Annotated in this window: 11 protein-coding genes; 2 read left to right on the forward strand and 9 right to left on the reverse strand. The window is 60.5% G+C overall.

Annotated elements, in window-relative coordinates; all coding sequences use genetic code 11:
• The first annotated feature begins 3 nt into the window (after positions 1–3).
• Positions 4–474 (forward strand): NfeD family protein, encoded by a 471-nt coding sequence (locus SOP97_RS03890; protein WP_322948266.1) that lies wholly within the window; start codon positions 4–6, stop codon positions 472–474.
• A gap of 73 nt (positions 475–547) precedes the next feature.
• Here SOP97_RS03890 and SOP97_RS03895 read toward each other — a convergent pair whose 3' ends face one another.
• The 9 genes from SOP97_RS03895 to SOP97_RS03935 all read right to left on the reverse strand — a co-directional run bounded on the left by SOP97_RS03895 (position 548) and on the right by SOP97_RS03935 (position 14,224).
• The gene (locus tag SOP97_RS03895; RefSeq protein ID WP_322948267.1) at positions 548–1,459 is read right to left on the reverse strand and encodes an amino acid ABC transporter substrate-binding protein; all 912 of its coding nucleotides are present in this window, start codon (positions 1,457–1,459) and stop codon (positions 548–550) included.
• Between the two features lie 45 nt (positions 1,460–1,504).
• A complete protein-coding gene (gene potE, locus SOP97_RS03900) occupies positions 1,505–2,833 on the reverse strand; it encodes a putrescine-ornithine antiporter (protein WP_322948268.1) in 1,329 nt (442 codons plus the stop codon).
• An 83-nt stretch (positions 2,834–2,916) separates the two neighbouring features.
• Positions 2,917–5,217 (reverse strand): Orn/Lys/Arg family decarboxylase, encoded by a 2,301-nt coding sequence (locus SOP97_RS03905; RefSeq protein ID WP_322948269.1) that lies wholly within the window; start codon positions 5,215–5,217, stop codon positions 2,917–2,919.
• 77 nt (positions 5,218–5,294) lie between these two features.
• Positions 5,295–7,598 carry an Orn/Lys/Arg family decarboxylase gene (locus SOP97_RS03910; RefSeq protein ID WP_322948270.1) on the reverse strand — a complete coding sequence of 768 codons (2,304 nt, stop codon included), beginning with the start codon at positions 7,596–7,598 and terminating at the stop codon, positions 5,295–5,297.
• Between the two features lie 325 nt (positions 7,599–7,923).
• The gene (gene gcvH, locus SOP97_RS03915) at positions 7,924–8,313 is read right to left on the reverse strand and encodes a glycine cleavage system protein GcvH (RefSeq protein ID WP_274087112.1); all 390 of its coding nucleotides are present in this window, start codon (positions 8,311–8,313) and stop codon (positions 7,924–7,926) included.
• 142 nt (positions 8,314–8,455) lie between these two features.
• Complete coding sequence (gene gcvT, locus SOP97_RS03920; RefSeq protein WP_322948271.1) at positions 8,456–9,538, reverse strand: glycine cleavage system aminomethyltransferase GcvT; 1,083 nt, start codon at positions 9,536–9,538, stop codon at positions 8,456–8,458.
• 142 nt (positions 9,539–9,680) lie between these two features.
• Positions 9,681–11,297 carry an ABC transporter permease gene (locus SOP97_RS03925; protein WP_322948272.1) on the reverse strand — a complete coding sequence of 539 codons (1,617 nt, stop codon included), beginning with the start codon at positions 11,295–11,297 and terminating at the stop codon, positions 9,681–9,683.
• 96 nt (positions 11,298–11,393) lie between these two features.
• Positions 11,394–12,395, reverse strand: coding sequence for an extracellular solute-binding protein (locus SOP97_RS03930; protein ID WP_322948273.1), 1,002 nt, complete (start codon positions 12,393–12,395; stop codon positions 11,394–11,396).
• 179 nt (positions 12,396–12,574) lie between these two features.
• On the reverse strand, positions 12,575–14,224 hold the full coding sequence (locus tag SOP97_RS03935) for an acyl-CoA synthetase (protein WP_322948274.1): 1,650 nt from the start codon (positions 14,222–14,224) through the stop codon (positions 12,575–12,577).
• Positions 14,225–14,466: 242 nt separating this feature from the next.
• Between SOP97_RS03935 and SOP97_RS03940 the strand changes: the two genes are divergently transcribed.
• Positions 14,467–16,377, forward strand: a complete 1,911-nt coding sequence (locus SOP97_RS03940) for a beta-ketoacyl synthase (RefSeq protein WP_274087107.1) — start codon at positions 14,467–14,469, stop codon at positions 16,375–16,377.
• Positions 16,378–16,397 lie beyond the last annotated feature (20 nt).

Genomic DNA, 16,397 nt, shown 5'->3' on the forward strand with positions numbered 1-16,397 from the left:
GCCATGTGGGACTTTTTACAGCACCTGTCGTACTGGAACTGGTTGGCCTTCGGCACGCTGTTGCTGATTATCGAAGTCTTCGGTGCGGGCGGTTATTTGCTGTGGATCGGCTTGGCGGCGGCCAGCGTCGGCCTGCTGACGTTTATCTTCCCAGGCCTGCCGTGGGCTGCGCAGTTCATCCTGTTCGGCCTGCTTTCAGTGCTCACGGCGGTGTTCTGGTGGCAGCGCCAGCGCAGCGCCAGCAAACCGTCTGACCAGCCAGGGCTAAACCACCGCGGCAGCGAATTCGTCGGCCGCACCTTCGCCCTGCATGAGGCGATCAACGGCGGCCGCGGCAAGATCAAGGCCGGTGACAGCCTATGGCTGGTGATCGGTGAGGATCTGCCGGCCGGCACGGCAGTGCGCGTTGTGGGTCAAGACGGCGTATTACTGCGGGTTGAAGCCGAGCACGTGGGCGGCACGACGACAGACTGACGCTCAGCCAAGAGCACCAAAAACCAGGCCGCCCGACGGCGGCCTGGTGAGTGGTGTGAAACCGCCGCTGCGATTACGGCAGCGAGTAGACCTTGAACAACATCTTCACCGTGGCGCTCGGCTCACCCAAGTACTGGCTGTAGATTTTCTCCAGCTCACCGGAGCGATAAGCCTCGCTCAAGGCGGTGTCCACCAACAGCCTAAAGTCTTCATCGCCGCGCTGCAGCGCCATGGCGACCGGGGCAAACTCATAAATGCGCTCCAGCACTATCATCGGCGCACCGGCACCTTTGTTCTGCGCCAGGTAGTTCTTCAGCAAGATGCGCTCGGAGAAGAAGGCATCAGCCTTGCCCTCGGCAACTAACCGCACGCCCTCCTCCTGACTGGCAACGGTCACCAGCGTTGCCACCACACCGAGCTTGCTCTGCTGCTTACGAACCCAGGCTTCGGTTGCGCCGCCCTGGGTCACCACATAGGTGTGGTTAGCCAAGCCACGATTGATGGTCGCCCGCCAGGTCGGCCCTGTGTGCGCGACCTTGCCATTGAGCACGTTGATTAGCATGGGCGGCGCATCTTCACGCACCAGTGCAGCCAGGCCAGCGGTGTAGATCGGCAGCGAGAAACTGACCGACTTGCGCGCCTCCAGCGTTTCCAGGGTGGGCGTACAGAGGAGATCGACCATGCCCGAGCGGACGGCGGCGATGCCCTCAGCATCGTTGAGTGCCTGATAACGGACCTGCAGTTCACTCAGGCCCAGCTCGCTTTTGACTCGCGCGGCGACCTTGCGGCACAGCTCGATGCCGTAGCCGCTGACCTGGTCGCTTTTCTGGCTGCTGAACGGCGCCATGTCCGGCATAAACCCAAGGGTGAAGCTGTTGCTGCCGCGCACGCGCTCCAGGGTGCTGGAACTCGCGTTCGCCAGCACCGGCAGCATAACCAGACAGGCCAGCAGCAGGTTTAACGATTTGGGCAGTTGCATGTTCATATCCTGTTCCCCACATTCAGATGTCTTGGCAATCCTGGAGATGCCCTAAGCCCGCTCGGACGCTGGCGGCTGATCGACAAAGTTCTTGGCGATAAAGCCATAGAGCAGGTAGCCGACGGCCAGCACGATCATCGCGCCGAACACCGCATCCTTACCGGAGGCGTACAGGGCGTAGAACGAGTACGCCATAGCCACCATCAGCACTGCCACATTGCGTCTGAAAATTGCCGGGCTGACGTTAGCCTTGTACATGATCACCAACAGGCCGGAGAGCGCCGTAACATAGGGAATAAGGTTGGTCACCGCCGCCAGGTTGACCAGCTTGCTGAACTGCGCACTGGCATTCGGCGAGATGGTTGAGAGGGCCATCAAGGTTTGCAAAACGCCGCAGACGATCATGCCGATGATGGGTGCATTCATCGCACTGACCTTACTGAACAGCTTTGGAAACATGCCCTGGTCGGCCGTGACCTTGGCGGTTTGCGCCAGGGTGAACTGCCAACCGAGCAGGGAACCGATACAGGCCATGACCGCCAACGCCATGATGATGTTGCCAATAAAGGGGTTAAACATCTGCGCGTAGACATAGGCAAACGGCGCGGTAGAGTTGGCCAATTCAGCGTTGGGCACGATGCCCTGGATGACCGTGGTCGACAACACGTACACCACCGCCGCACCGAGGGTGCCAAACAGACAAGCCAGCGGCACGTTGCGCTTGGGGTTGTCGACCGCATCGGAGTTCTGCGCCGCGGACTCCATGCCCAGGAAAGCCCACAAGGTCAGTGGAATACTCTGTGCGATGGCATCACCGATCTTCAGGTTGTGAGGGTTCCAGGCCTCTCTTAAAACCGCCGGATCGAACCAGAACCAACCAATCACGCTCAAGCCGGCCACCGGGATAATCACGCCCCAGACGGTGATTGCACCAATTTTGCCAGTGATGCTGGGGCCGCCAAAGTTGGCCGCCGTGGTCAGCCAGATCAACCCCACAGTGCCGACGAACAGCGGAATAGCGCCGCTACCCAGCCAAGGGAAGAACGGCGTCAGATAGCCCACCGCTGAAATACCAATGGCCACATTGCCGATGGCCAAGGATAAAAAATACAAAAACGAACACAGGAAGAACGCCGACTTACCATGCGCCTCCTCGGTATAGGCCGACATGCCGCCCGAACGTGGACAATAGATCCCGCACTGGGCAAAACAGTAGGCGATGGCCATGGAGCCGGCGGCGGTGATGATCCATGACAACAGCGATACAGCCCCGAGCTGGGCCATGCTCGACGGCAACATGATGATGCCGGAGCCCATCATGTTGACCGCCACCAGTGTGGTAAGCCCTACCAGGCTCATCTTCTTGCTTGACTCAGCCATCGACCTCTCCTTGTACCTTTCGAAGCACTGTCCCTGTGCCCAACAACGCGCAACCTGTTGCCGAACGCAGGGATGGCTAAGCGTTACTGTTTGACGACATAGATCATGTACGTCAGCCCGCCGAGGCTGTCGCGCTCGATCTCGACGCCATGGTTGTCATGCTCAAAGCCTGGGAAGTGGCTGTCGAACAGCTCCATTGCCAGCAGGTAGTCGATAATGGCCTGCTTGTCGGCGCCGGCCTTCTCGCCCGGCATCATCAGCGGGATACCCGGCGGATACGGCACGACCTGCACAGCCACGGTGCGATCACGCATGTCGCGCACGGCAATCTGTTCGATCTCACCTTTTACCAACCTGGCGAAGGTCTGCCGGGGTGAACTGACAACGTCCGGCAGCAAGCTAAAGGCCGCGTCCATGTTGTGCAGCAACTGCGAGGCCAGCATGTCTTGATGCATGGCCGTGGCCAGGTCCTTGAGCCCCATACCGGCATAGCGCTCGCCATGGCTGGCGACCAAATCGGGCATTATCCGATCCAGCGCCGTGTTGTCGTCATAGTGCGTTTTGAACTCCATCAGCCCGGCGACCAGCGAGCCCCACTTGCCTTTGGTCACGCCCAGGCTAAACAGCAGCAGGATCGAATACGGCTCGGTCTTCTCCACCACGATGCCGCGGCTGGCGAGGAACGACGACACCAGCGGTGCCGGAATGCCACTGACTTGCATATCACCTTCCAGGGACTGCCCCGGTGTCAGCACGGTGACTTTGATCGGATCGAGCATGCAGTAATCGCTGCCCAGGTCACCAAAACCATGCCAGCTGGCGGTTGGCTTGAGCACCCAGGCATCACCGTTACGCAGCGCCTGCGGGTCGAGCTCAGCAAAAGGCACACCATTGACTTCGTCCGGCTGCCACACGCCAAACCACCAATCCTGCGGATTGCGCTTGCGCACCTCATTGCCCAAACGAACCATAGCCTGGCGAAAGGCGATGGCCTCGCCAATCGACTCATCGGTGAGGTATTCGCCGGCATCGTCCATCATCTTGGCCGATACATCGGTAGAGGCAATGATGCTGTACTGCGGCGACGTCGAGGTGTGCATCATAAAGGCTTCGTTAAACAGCGCCGGTTTGATCGGCACCTTGCCCGAACGGATGTGGATCATCGATGCCTGCGACAGGGCCGCCAGCAACTTGTGGGTCGAGTGGGTAACGGTCACCGTGGCGTCATCGGCATGCCGCTCGCCACGGTGCATGCCATAGCGCCCTTCATACAACGGGTTGAACCGTGCATAGGCGTACCAGGCTTCGTCGTAATGAATGCGGTCGACGCTACGGCTCAGCTCGCGGGTAGTGGTCTGCACGTTGTAGCAGAGGCCGTCGTAGGTCGAGTTGGTCAGCACCGCTAATACCGGGCGGGCTTGTTTATCGGCCATCAGCGGGCTTTCAGCGATTTTCTGCGCCACCGCCTCGGGAGTCATTTCGCTGCTGGGCACTGGTCCGATCAGGCCGCGGGCATTACGCCGCGGACGCAGGTACAGCGGCACTGCACCGGACATGTTCAGCGCATAGTTCAGCGACTTGTGGCAGTTACGGTCGACCAGTACGGCGTCGCCGTCAGTGACGGCTGAGTGCAGGACGATTTCGTTACTGGCCGAACTTCCCCCCACGGAGAAAAAGGTGAAATCGGCACCGAACACCCGTGCGGCATTTTTCTCCGCGGCGGCTATTGGCCCAGTGTGATCATTCAACGAGCCCAGCTCACCGACCGATACGCTCAGGTCAGAGCGCAGCATCTGCTCGCCGTAAAAATCGAGGAAACTACGCCCCACAGCGGTTTTCATAAAAGCGGTGCCGCCGGTATGGCCCGGGGTGTGCCAGGAGTACTCGTGGGTGCCGGCGAAATTAACCAGCGCACCGAAAAATGGCGGCAGGATGCTATCCAAATAACGCCGTGCAGCCGCTTCAATGCGCCCCGCGACAAACGCTGGGCTGTCTTCCGGCTGCCAGATAAAACCGTCGATGTGCTCGACGATCTCCAACGGTACCTGGCTGTGATGGGCCTGGCTCATACCCAGCATGATGGGCAGTTGCGCGGTGCGCTGACGAATCAGCTGGATCAGACTAGACGCCTGACTCGGGTTGGCTTCGCAGGCACCCCAGCCAAGGATTACACAGCAGTAGGCCGGGTTAGCCCGGAAGGCGATTTCAGCGTCACTCAGCGAACTGACGCGCTCCACGTCAAGGCCATGCTGCTGTAGCGCCTGAGCAACAGCCTCGGCGCTGCGCAAGACGATGCTGTCTGGGTGCTGCTGGGTGTTGACCACAATCAACACGGGGTAGCGCTGCGCCAAGAACGCCGGCAAAGGCACTTTTGCCTGAGTCATGATGTACTCCTTGTAATAAAACGACTGCCTCACTCAGCGAGGCGAAGCATGGCGCGCCATGCCTCACGGCTGAATCCCTATTTAAGGCACCAGAAATGGTAATCGCCGTCCTTGTGCACGGCGCCCTCCACTTCTTTCTCAAAACCGGGAAAGTTATTGCCCCAGTCCTGCAGCGCCTGGATATAACGAACCCAAGGACCATCCACCGGACCGAGGTTCTCGCCCGGCATCACAATCGGAATGCCCGGCGGATAGGGCATGATGCCAACCCCGGTGACCCGACCGGCGGCCTGGCTGAGCGGCAACAACTCCGCCTCGCCGGCCTGCAGGGCCTGAAACGCCGCGCGCGGGGTTTTCTCGATCAGCGGCAGATTGCCGAAGGCGTCAGCCTGCAGGGCGTCCATACGACTGCTGCGCATGTACTCGAACATCTCGCTGCTGAGGTCACGCAAGCCCATGCCGCGATAACGCTCAGGCGCCTGGGCCACTAGATCGGGCAGCACCCGCTCCAGCGCAGCGTTGTTGTCGTAGTGGCGTTTGAAGGCCAGCAGCACATTGATCAACGTGCCCCACTTGCCCTTGGTCACACCAATGCTGAACAGGCACAGCACCATGAAGTCAGTGATGCGTGACGGCACAATATTGTTGCGATAGAGGAAGGCGCCGAGAACGGGCGCCGGAATGCCCTCCGCCAGCAAATGACCATCCGTGCCCATGCCCGGCACCATGATGCCGACCTTGATCGGGTCGAGCAGGCACCAGCCTTTTTCCAGCCCGGCGAAACCGTGCCATTCGGCGCCCGGCTCGAGCTCCCAACAGCTGGGGTCTGAGGCCAGTTGCTCGGCGTCGGCGTCGGCAAAATCGACCCGTTTGCCTGTCTGCCTCTCGGTGACCTGTGGTGCGTTCCACGGCTGAAAGAACCACTCGCCACGGCTGGCAAATTCGCGGTGTGCGCGGGCCAAGGCTTGACGGAAATCCACCGCTTCGCGAATCGAGTCCTGGGTCAGGCTAAGGCCACCCTTGCCCTCCATCATCGCCGCGCCCACCTCGTTAGAAGCAAACAGCGCATACATCGGCGACGTACTGGCCTGGATCACAAAGGACTCGTTGAAACGACTGTGCTCGACCGGGTTGCGACCGTTGCGAATATGGATAAATGACGCCTGCGACAACGCCGCCAACAGTTTGTGAGTGGAGTGGGTGGCAAACACCGTGGGGGCGTCGGACTGATGCTGCGCAGGGTCGCCGCGCATGGCGTAGCGCCCTTGGTACAGCGGATTGAAACGTGCGTAACCGTACCAGGCCTCGTCGAAATGGATGCGATCACTGCTCTGCGCCAGCAGCCCTTCAGCGCGCTCGGCGTGCAGGCACATGCCGTCGTAGGTGCAGTTGGTGACCACCGCATATACCGGTTTGCTGCTTTTGGCCTGGGCCTTCAAGGGATAGTTGGCGATAGCCGCGGCGATGCGTTGCGGATCGAACTGGCTCGGCAGCAAGGGCCCGATAATGCCGTAGCGGTTACGCGTCGGCGTCATATACAGCGGCAGGCCGCCGGTGAGCACCAAGCCTTGCTCGATCGATTTGTGGCAGTTGCGATCACACAAGGCGTACTGGTTTTCGCCCACACACGCCATAAAGATTGCGCGGTTGGAACCCGAGGTGCCGTTGAGTACCGAATAGCTGGCGTGGGAGCCGAATATCCTAGCCACATAAGCCTCGGAGTCGCCCACAGGGCCGCTATGGTCGAGCACCGAACCGAGATTACCGCGCTCGATACCACTGTCAGAGCGGAACAGGTTCTCCCCGAAGAAATCGAAGAACACCCGCCCCACTGGCGACTTGGTAAAGGCGATCCCCCCCTGATGACCTGGAGCGGCCCATGAATGTTCTTCTTTCAGGGTGTAGCGGATCAGCGCATCGGTGAAAGGCGGCAGCAGGTGTTCCAGATAACGCTGGATCGCCGCAACAACCCGTCCAACGATAAAGGGCGCCGTGTCCTCAAGCATCCAGACGAATTCATCTGCCAGCTCCATAGCCTCCACGGTGATGCTTTTTTTCGCATCACGGTCGGCCATCAGAAACACCGGTACATTTTCGTTACGCTGGCGAATGCTACGGAGCAGCTCAAGCGCCTGGGCGTGAGTTGTGGCGTCGTTCTTACCCAGGGTCCAATCGACACAAATGCAATGCAGGGCCGCATCGGAGATAACCGCAGCCAGTCCATCCTCGTAGGACGTGGCCTTGACCAGTTCGGTGTTGCGGCTGTGGAACTCGTCCACCAACGCCGTCAGCACCCGGCCGCGCATGCTGTTGGGGCTGCCCAGGTCGTCATCGACCATCAGCACGCGCATTTTCAGTTGTTTATTCGTGCGTCCAATCATCAAGCCGCCTCCACCATCCTTTGCCAGAAACGCAGCAGCAATACCCTCAATACACCCTAGAAACCACCCAAGATGGCAGAGCCCTGCGTACAGAAGCTGAAACACAGGTGTACAGCCAAGCCTCTACTATGAACTTGGCAATTACACATTTTGTGACATGAGTCATCAGACTAGTCAGCTTGAGTAAAAACGCTAACTTTCGACTCAGCCGCACAAGCCGGAAGAAAGAACTGCTGTAACCGCCTGAGGCGCCCACTCAGGTTGGTTCCAGAAACGACAAAGCCCCGCTCTAGGCGGGGCTTTGTTTGCAGCTAAGCGCTGGGGCTTAAGCGTCGCTGTCAGCCGTTGCTTTATAGGCCGCGGCATCCAGCAGCTTATCCAACTCGCCAGCATCGCTTGGTTTGAGCTTGAAGAACCAGCTGCCATAAGGGTCGCTGTTAACGCTTTCCGGGCTGTCGGACAGGCCATCGTTAATCGCGATGACTTCACCGGAAACCGGCGCGTAGATGTCGGAGGCGGCCTTGACCGATTCCACCACACCCGCTTCCTGACCGGCATTCAGGGTTTTACCGACTTCCGGCAGCTCGATAAATACCACATCACCCAAGGCTTCTTGAGCGTGATCAGAAATACCGACGGTAACGCTGCCATCGGCTTCCAGGCGCGCCCACTCATGGCTGGCGGCGTAACGCAGATCGGCGGGGATAGTGCTCATGTGTCGTTCCTCATCTGGCATGACGGCGACCACGCCGTCATGGAAATTTAGCAGGCCTTGGCCATACCGAAAGAAAGTCTTTAAAAACCTAGCGAACCGCAGCCGCGCAGACGCTCTCGACCATCCATGGCCAAATCAGGGGTTAGATCAGGGCTTTACCGTTACGCACAAAGCTCGGCTTGACCACCCGCACCGGGTACCACTTACCGCGAATTTCCACCTCGGCACGCTCACTGGTCGCCGCCGGCACGCGGGCCAAGGCGATTGATTTACCCAGGGTTGGCGAGAAGCTGCCGCTGGTGATTTCACCGTCGCCAATCCCTTCAACCCGCACCACTTGATGAGCACGCAGCACGCCGCGCTCTTCCAGCACCAGGCCAACCAGCTTGGCGCTGACACCCTCGGCCTTTTGCTTTTGCAGCGCACTACGGCCGATAAAGCCACGGCTGGCGGGCTCCCAGGCGATGGTCCAGGCCATGTTGGCGACCAGCGGGGTGACACTTTCGTCCATGTCCTGGCCATACAAGTTCAGCCCGGCTTCCAGGCGTAGGGTGTCGCGCGCACCGAGGCCAATCGGCGAAATACCCGCCCCTACCAGGTCATTGAGAAAGGCCACCACTTGGTCAGCCGGCAAGATGATTTCCAGCCCGTCTTCGCCGGTGTAACCGGTGCGGGCGATAAACCAGTCGCCGTCCGGCTGACCTTCAAAAGGCTTGAGGCTCTGGATCAGGTTGGCACGGGATGAAGTGACCAGCTCGGCGGTCTTGCTGCGCGCATGCGGCCCTTGGATCGCCAACATGGCCAGCTCGCTGCGTTCTTGTAGCTGCACATCGAAGTCGACGCTCTGCAGACGCATCCAGGCCAGGTCTTTGTCCCGGGTTGAGGCGTTGCTCACCACGCGGTAGCCGGCGTCCATCAGGTAGACCAGCAAGTCGTCCACCACCCCGCCTTGCTCATTGAGCATGGGGCTGTAAAGGGCCTTGCCGATGCTTTGCAGGCGCTCGATATCATTCGCCAGCAGGTGTTGCAGGTAGGCCTTGGCCTGGCTGCCGCTGACATCCACCACGGTCATATGCGACACATCGAAGACCCCGCAGTCGCGACGCACCTCGTGGTGCTCCTCGACCTGCGAGCCATAGTGCAACGGCATGTCCCAACCGCCGAAGTCGACCATCTTGGCACCCAACGCGAGGTGCAAGTCGTAGAGCGGTGTGCGCTGTCCCATAAGTGTCTCCTTGCGGGCTGGGCAGTGCAGCGGCAACCCGGCTGGCCCCTAAAAAAGGGCACCAACACAGGCTATAAAAGGCTGGGCCGCTGCGAATGGCGCGCATTGTAGCCGCAACACCGGGGGCGGTCATCCCAAGGCACTAGCCCAGGCGACGCGCCGAGCGACGGATCAGCAGAATTACTGGCAGCAGGCCCACCATAACCAGGGTCAGCGCCGGCAACGCCGCCCGCGCCCACTCGCCTTCACTGGTCATCTCAAACACCCGTACCGACAGGGTGTCCCAGCCAAAGGGACGCATCAGCAGCGTGGCGGGCATTTCCTTAAGCACATCAACAAACACCAGCAGCGCAGCCGACAACGCCCCCGGCACCAGCAACGGCAGGTAAACCTTGAAGAACAGCCCGACGCCGCCAACCCCCAGGCTGCGCGATGCCTCAGGCAGCGACGGACGAATGCGCGCCAGGCTGTTCTCCAACGGCCCATAGGCCACCGCCATAAAGCGGATCAGGTAGGCCAGCAAAAGGGCCGAGAGGCTGCCCAGTAATACCGGCTTGCCCGCACCACCGAGCCAGCTGGACAGCGGAATCACCAATTCGCGGTCGAGGTAACTGAAGGCCAGCATGATCGCCACCGCCAGCATCGAGCCGGGCAAGGCATAGCCCAGGTTGGCCAAACCAACGGTTGAGCGCATCAGCCGAGTCGGCGCCAGACGCCGGGCGAAGGCCAGTAGCAGCGCCACGCTGACCGTGATCAATGCCGCCAGCGCGCCTAAATAAAGCGTGTGCAGAATCAAGGCGCTGTAGCGCTCATCCAGATCGAAGCGGCCGCGCTGCCAGAACCAGACAACCAGCTGCATGACCGGAATGACAAAGCCGCAGGCGAACACCAAGCCACACCAGGCGCTGGCCGCCAGCGCCTTACCGCCGCGCAGGTGATACAGCGCCTTGCCGCGCGGGCGCTCATTCGTCGGCCGCACGGCACCGCGTGCGCGGCGCTCGCCATACAACACCAGCATCACCGCCAGCAGCAGCAGGCTGGCCAGCTGAGTGGCACTGGTCAGGCTGTAAAAGCCATACCAGGTCTTATAGATGGCGGTGGTAAAGGTATCGAAATTGAATACCGACACCGCGCCGAAATCCGCCAGGGTTTCCATAATCGCCAGGGCCAGACCGGCACCAATGGCAGGACGCGCCATCGGCAAGGCAACCCGCCAGAAGGCTCGCCAAGGGCTCAGGCCAAGCACCCGCGCCGCCTCCATCAACCCCTTGCCCTGAGCCAGGAAAGCATTGCGCGCCAGCAAGTAAACGTAGGGATAGAACACCAGCACCAGCACGATGATCACCCCGCCGGTGGAACGCACCCGCGGGAAGCGCACAGCGCTGCCAAACCACTCGCGCAGCAGGCTTTGCAGCGGGCCGGAAAAATCCAGCAAGCCGACAAACACAAACGCCAACACATAGGCGGGAATGGCAAACGGCAACATCAGCGCCCAGTCCAGCCAGCGGCGCCCCGGAAACTCGCACAGGCTGGTGAGCCAGGCCAGGCTGACGCCGAGCAGCGTCACCCCAACGCCCACCCCCAGCACCAAGACCAAGGTATTGCCGAGCAGGCGCGGCAGCTGGGTTTGCCACAAGTGCGCCCAGATTTTCTGGTCAATCTCATGCCAGCTGAACAGCAGCACGCTCAACGGCAGCAGTACCAGCAAGGCAACGGCAAAAGCGATGGGATACCAACGGCGCTGGGCGGGATGGGCCACGCAAAATCCTCGAACAGGTTACTCGACAGCTAAAACACAACGCCCCGGGCTAAGCCGGGGCGTCGAGTATAACTGCAGCGTTACGCTGAAACTGAATCAGTTCCAGCCGGCACGATCCATCAGCATGATGGCTTCTGCCTGGCGCTTACCGGCGACTTCAACCGGGATCGCATCAGCCTTGAAACTGCCCCAGGCCTGCACTTCCTCGGAAGCGGGCACTTTCGGGTTTGCCGGGAATTCCTGATTGAGGCCAGCGAACAGTGCCTGCGCTTCTTCGGTGGTCATCCACTCCAGCAGTTTTTGCGCCGCTTCGGCATGCGGTGCGTACTTGGTTATACCGGCACCGGCGAGGTTGACGTGCACGCCACGGTCATTCTGGTTAGGCCAGAATGGCTTCACTTTCAGATCCGGCTGCTGCTGGTGCAAACGCCCGTAGTAATAGGTGTTGGTGATGCCGACATCGCACTGGCCCGCATCAATAGCCTGCAGCAGCGCCGTGTCATCGGCGAACACGTCGGTGGCGAGGTTATTGACCCAGCCTTTGACGATTGCTTCGGTTTTCTCTGCACCGTGAGTTTCGATGAGGGTAGCCGTCAGCGACTGGTTGTAGACCTTCTTGCTGGTACGCAGGCACAGACGGCCTTCCCAGTTCGCGTCGGCCAGGGCTTCGTAGGTCGACAACTCGCTTGGTTGAACCCGCTCGGTGGAATAGAAGATTGTCCGCGCACGCAGCGACAGGCCAGTCCAGGCACCCGTGGAAGAGCGGTACTGCGGTGGGATATTGGCGTCGATCAGCGGCGAGGTGACCGGCTGCAGAATGCCCATCTGCTCGGCCTGCCAGAGGTTACCGGCATCCACGGTGAGCAGCATGTCGGCTGGGGTATTTTCACCTTCCGCTTTCAGGCGCGCCATCAGCGGCGCTTCCTTGTCGGTGATGAACTTGACCGGCACACCAGTCTTGGCCGTGTAGGCATCAAAAACCGGCTTGATCAGCTCGTCGATACGCGAGGAGTAAACCACCACTTCATCAGCGGCCTGCACAGTGCCGGCTAACGCCGTGAGAGAAAGTGCGGCTAACAGACGCTTACTAACCTGCATATAGACTGCCTCTTGGTATAGACGAGTTAAGTTGCCAAATAGTAGTGAATGGCATTTAGTTTCTCAACTCGTTATCCGTTTAAACCTGTAACAAGCGCCTTCAAGCCCTCCTCATATCACGAGGGCTTGAAGCGCAGAGGCAGAACCCGGGCTTGACGCAGCGAAGCCGTGACAGGCTCTCAGGCCACCGCTTGTTGCTCGGCGAGTGCCTTGGCCTGCTCACGCAACACAAACTTCTGCACCTTGCCGGTGCTGGTTTTCGGCAGGCTGGTAAACACCACACAACCCGGCACCTTGAAGCGCGCCAGACGCTGCTGACAGAAGGCGATCACGTCTTCGGTCGTCAGTTCGGCACCTGGTTTGAGAGTGATGAAGGCGCAGGGCGTCTCGCCCCACTTGGCATGAGCCATGGCCACCACGGCGGCCTCAAGGATCAGCGGATGACGGTACAGCACATCTTCCACCTCGATGGAGGAGATGTTCTCGCCACCGGAGATGATGATGTCTTTGCTCCGGTCCTTGATCTCCACATAGCCGTCGGCATGCCACACCGCCAAGTCCCCCGAGTGGAACCAGCCACCGGCAAAGGCCTCGGCGGTGGCCGACGGGTTCTTCAAGTAACCCTTCATCACCACATTGCCGCGCATCATGATTTCGCCGATGGTCTGGCCATCCTTCGGTACCGGCTGCAGGGTGTCCGGATCCGCCACCATCAGGCCATCAAGTAATGGCGCACGCACGCCTTGGCGGGATTTCAGGCGGGCACGCTGCTCCGGGGTTTCGCCATCCCACTCGCTCTTCCACTCGCACGCCACGCTGGGGCCGTAGGTTTCGGTCAGGCCATAAACGTGGGTGACACGAAACTCCAGTGCTTCCATAGCTTCGATCACGGCGGCGGGTGGCGCAGCACCGGCAGTCAGTACTTTTACCGGCTGGGTCTTCAGCGCCTTCAGCTCATCGCAGGCGTTGGCCAGCATATTCAGCACGATGGGCGCGCCACAGAAATGATCAACGCCATGCTCTGCAATCGCCGGGTAGATCGCTTCGGCGCGCACATGGCGCAAGCACACATTGACCCCAACATAGGCGGCCAGCGCCCAGGGGAAGCACCAGCCATTGCAGTGGAACATCGGCAGCGTCCACAGGTAAACCGGGAAGCGGCTCATGTCCCAGCACATGGCATTGGACAGCGCATTGAGGTGCGCACCGCGGTGGTGATACACCACGCCCTTCGGGTTGCCGGTGGTGCCGGAGGTGTAGTTGAGCGAGATCGCTTGCCACTCGTCTGCCGGCATTTGCCAGGCATAGTCCGGGTCGCCTTCGGCCAGCAGCGCCTCGTAATCCAACTGACCGATAAGCAGGCCGTCGGCGTATTCCGGGTCATCAATACCAATCACCAGCGGCGGTTGCGGCAAATGGCCGACCACACGCTGGGCCAGCTCGCCGAACTCCTTGTCCACCAGCAGCACCTTGGCCTCGCCGTGCTGCAGGATAAAGGCGATGGCTTCGGCATCCAGACGGGTATTGATGGCATTCAGCACAGCGCCGCACATCGGCACGCCAAAATGCGCTTCGAACATCGCCGGGCCGTTCGGCGCGATGACGGCAACGGTATCGCCCAAGCCAATACCGCGCTGGGCCAGGGCCGAGGCTAAACGAATACTGCGGGTGTAGGTTTCACCCCAGGTTTGGCGCAGACTGCCATTGATCAGCGCCAAGCGCTGCGGGTACACGCTGGCGGCGCGCTCAAGAAAGCCCAATGGGCTGAGCGCCTGAAAATTTGCCGCATCGCGCGGCATGCCGTATTCGTAAGGATTGACGCTGTGCATTGTTGTTCTCCAGCAGGACCTTGGGCTGGAGAAACCATAGCAGCGGTAAGGTTTTAAGGATGCGCTACCTTGGTCGAAACCGTGACTTGCAAGTCAGTAACCACGTCACCATAGGCACCCGTTCAGCCATGCTGGGCGCTAAAGCGCGGAGCAATCCCCGTCGCAGAGCGTGCCAGCAGCATGACAAGCAGCCATAGCCTTATCTCCGCTTGTCCGCCGTCATCTTTTCAAGGAGTTATCGAGTGACCTCACGTTTACCTGTGATCGTTGGTTTTGGTGGCTATAACGCGGCCGGGCGCAGCTCCTTCCACCATGGTTTCCGCCGCACCGTGCTGGAATGCATGGACACGCCAGCACGCCAGCAAACCCTGGCTGGCCTGGCGGTGATGATGAAACTGGTCAAGGTAGTCGACGGCGGCTATCAGGATGACGCCGGCAACCCACTCAGCCTGGCCGAAATCGACAAGCGCTTCGCCGAGCAGATTCTCGCCTCGACCCTGGTGCGACGCATCGAGAAGCAGCACCTGGACCCCGACGCCGCGCACTGGCAAAAGACCATCGACATCAGCGCCACCGCGGGCCAGCCGCTGAGCTTTATCACCCTGCGTAAACACCTGCCGGACCCGCTGCCGTCGGATTGGGCGGTGGACGAATTGAACGCCACTGAAGTGCTGGTCACTCTGCATGACAACTGCGAGTTCAAGGTCGACAGTTACCGCGCCCTGCCGGTGAAATCCGCCGGCCAGCTGCCCACCGGCTTCGAGCCGAGCGAGCTGTACAACGCGCGCTTCCACCCGCGTGGCCTGGCCATGACCATCGTCGGCGTTACCGATGCCCTGCGCGCCACCGGTATTGAGTGGCAGACCATCATGCAGCGCGTGGCGCCAGACGAAGTTGCCGTGTTTGCCGGCAGCGTCATGAGCCAGCTCGATGAAAACGGTTTCGGCGGCCTGATGCAGTCACGCCTCAAGGGCGGCCGGGTTACCGCTAAACAGCTGGCGCTGGGCCTCAACACCATGCCGGCGGACTTTATCAACGCCTATGTATTGGGCAGCGTCGGCAGCACCGGCAGCGTCACCGGCGCGTGCGCCACCTTCCTCTATAACCTGCAAAAAGGCATCGAACTGATCAGTTCGGGCAAGGCGCGGGTGGCCATCGTCGGCAACAGCGAAGCGCCGATCACTCAGGAATGCATCGAGGGTTACGGCGCCATGGGCGCCCTGGCGACCGAGGATGGCCTGCGCCAGATCGAGGGCAAAGATCAGGCCGACTTCCGCCGCGCCAGCCGCCCGTTTGGCGAGAACTGCGGCTTCACCCTGGCCGAAGCCTGCCAGTTCGTGGTGCTGATGGACGATGAGCTGGCTCTGGAGCTGGGCGCCGACATCCATGGCGCCGTGCCGGATGTGTTTATCAACGCCGATGGCTTCAAAAAATCCATCTCTGCGCCCGGTCCGGGCAACTACCTGACCGTGGCCAAGGCCGTGGCCAGCGCCGTGCAACTGCTCGGTATCGATGCGGTGCGTGAGCGCAGCTTTGTGCATGCCCACGGTTCCAGCACGCCGGCTAACCGGGTGACCGAATCGGTCATCCTCGACCGCATTGCCAGCGCCTTTGCTATTGAGCAGTGGCCAGTCACCGCCGTTAAAGCCTTTGTTGGTCACTCCCTGGCCACCGCCAGTGGCGATCAGGTGATCTCCGCCCTGGGCAGCTTCAAGTACGGCATCATTCCGGGGATCAAGACCATCGATGCAGTGGCCGAGGACGTGCACCAGCAGCATTTGAGCTTTGCCACCACCGACCGTACGCGTGCGCCCGAACAGCTGGACATGTGCTTTATCAACTCCAAGGGTTTTGGCGGCAACAACGCCAGCGCCCTGCTGCTGGCACCGCATGTAGCCGAGCGGATGTTGCGCAAGCGTCATGGCGAGGCGGCGTTTAGCGCCTACCTGCAACGCCGCGAGGCCACTCGCGCGGCCGCCCAAGCCTATGATGCGCAAGCACTGCTGGGCGATTTGGGGATCATCTACAACTTCGGCAACGACCTGATCGACGACCAGCAGATTGACATCAATCCGCAGCAGATCACGGTGCCGGGCTTTGCCCAGCCACTGGTGTTCAAGAAGGACGAACGCTACGGCGATATGCTCGATTAAGCGTCAGTGATGGGTTACGC

It is taken from the genome of Pseudomonas spirodelae, assembly GCF_034653255.1.
In the GTDB taxonomy this organism is placed as follows: domain Bacteria; phylum Pseudomonadota; class Gammaproteobacteria; order Pseudomonadales; family Pseudomonadaceae; genus Aquipseudomonas; species Aquipseudomonas spirodelae.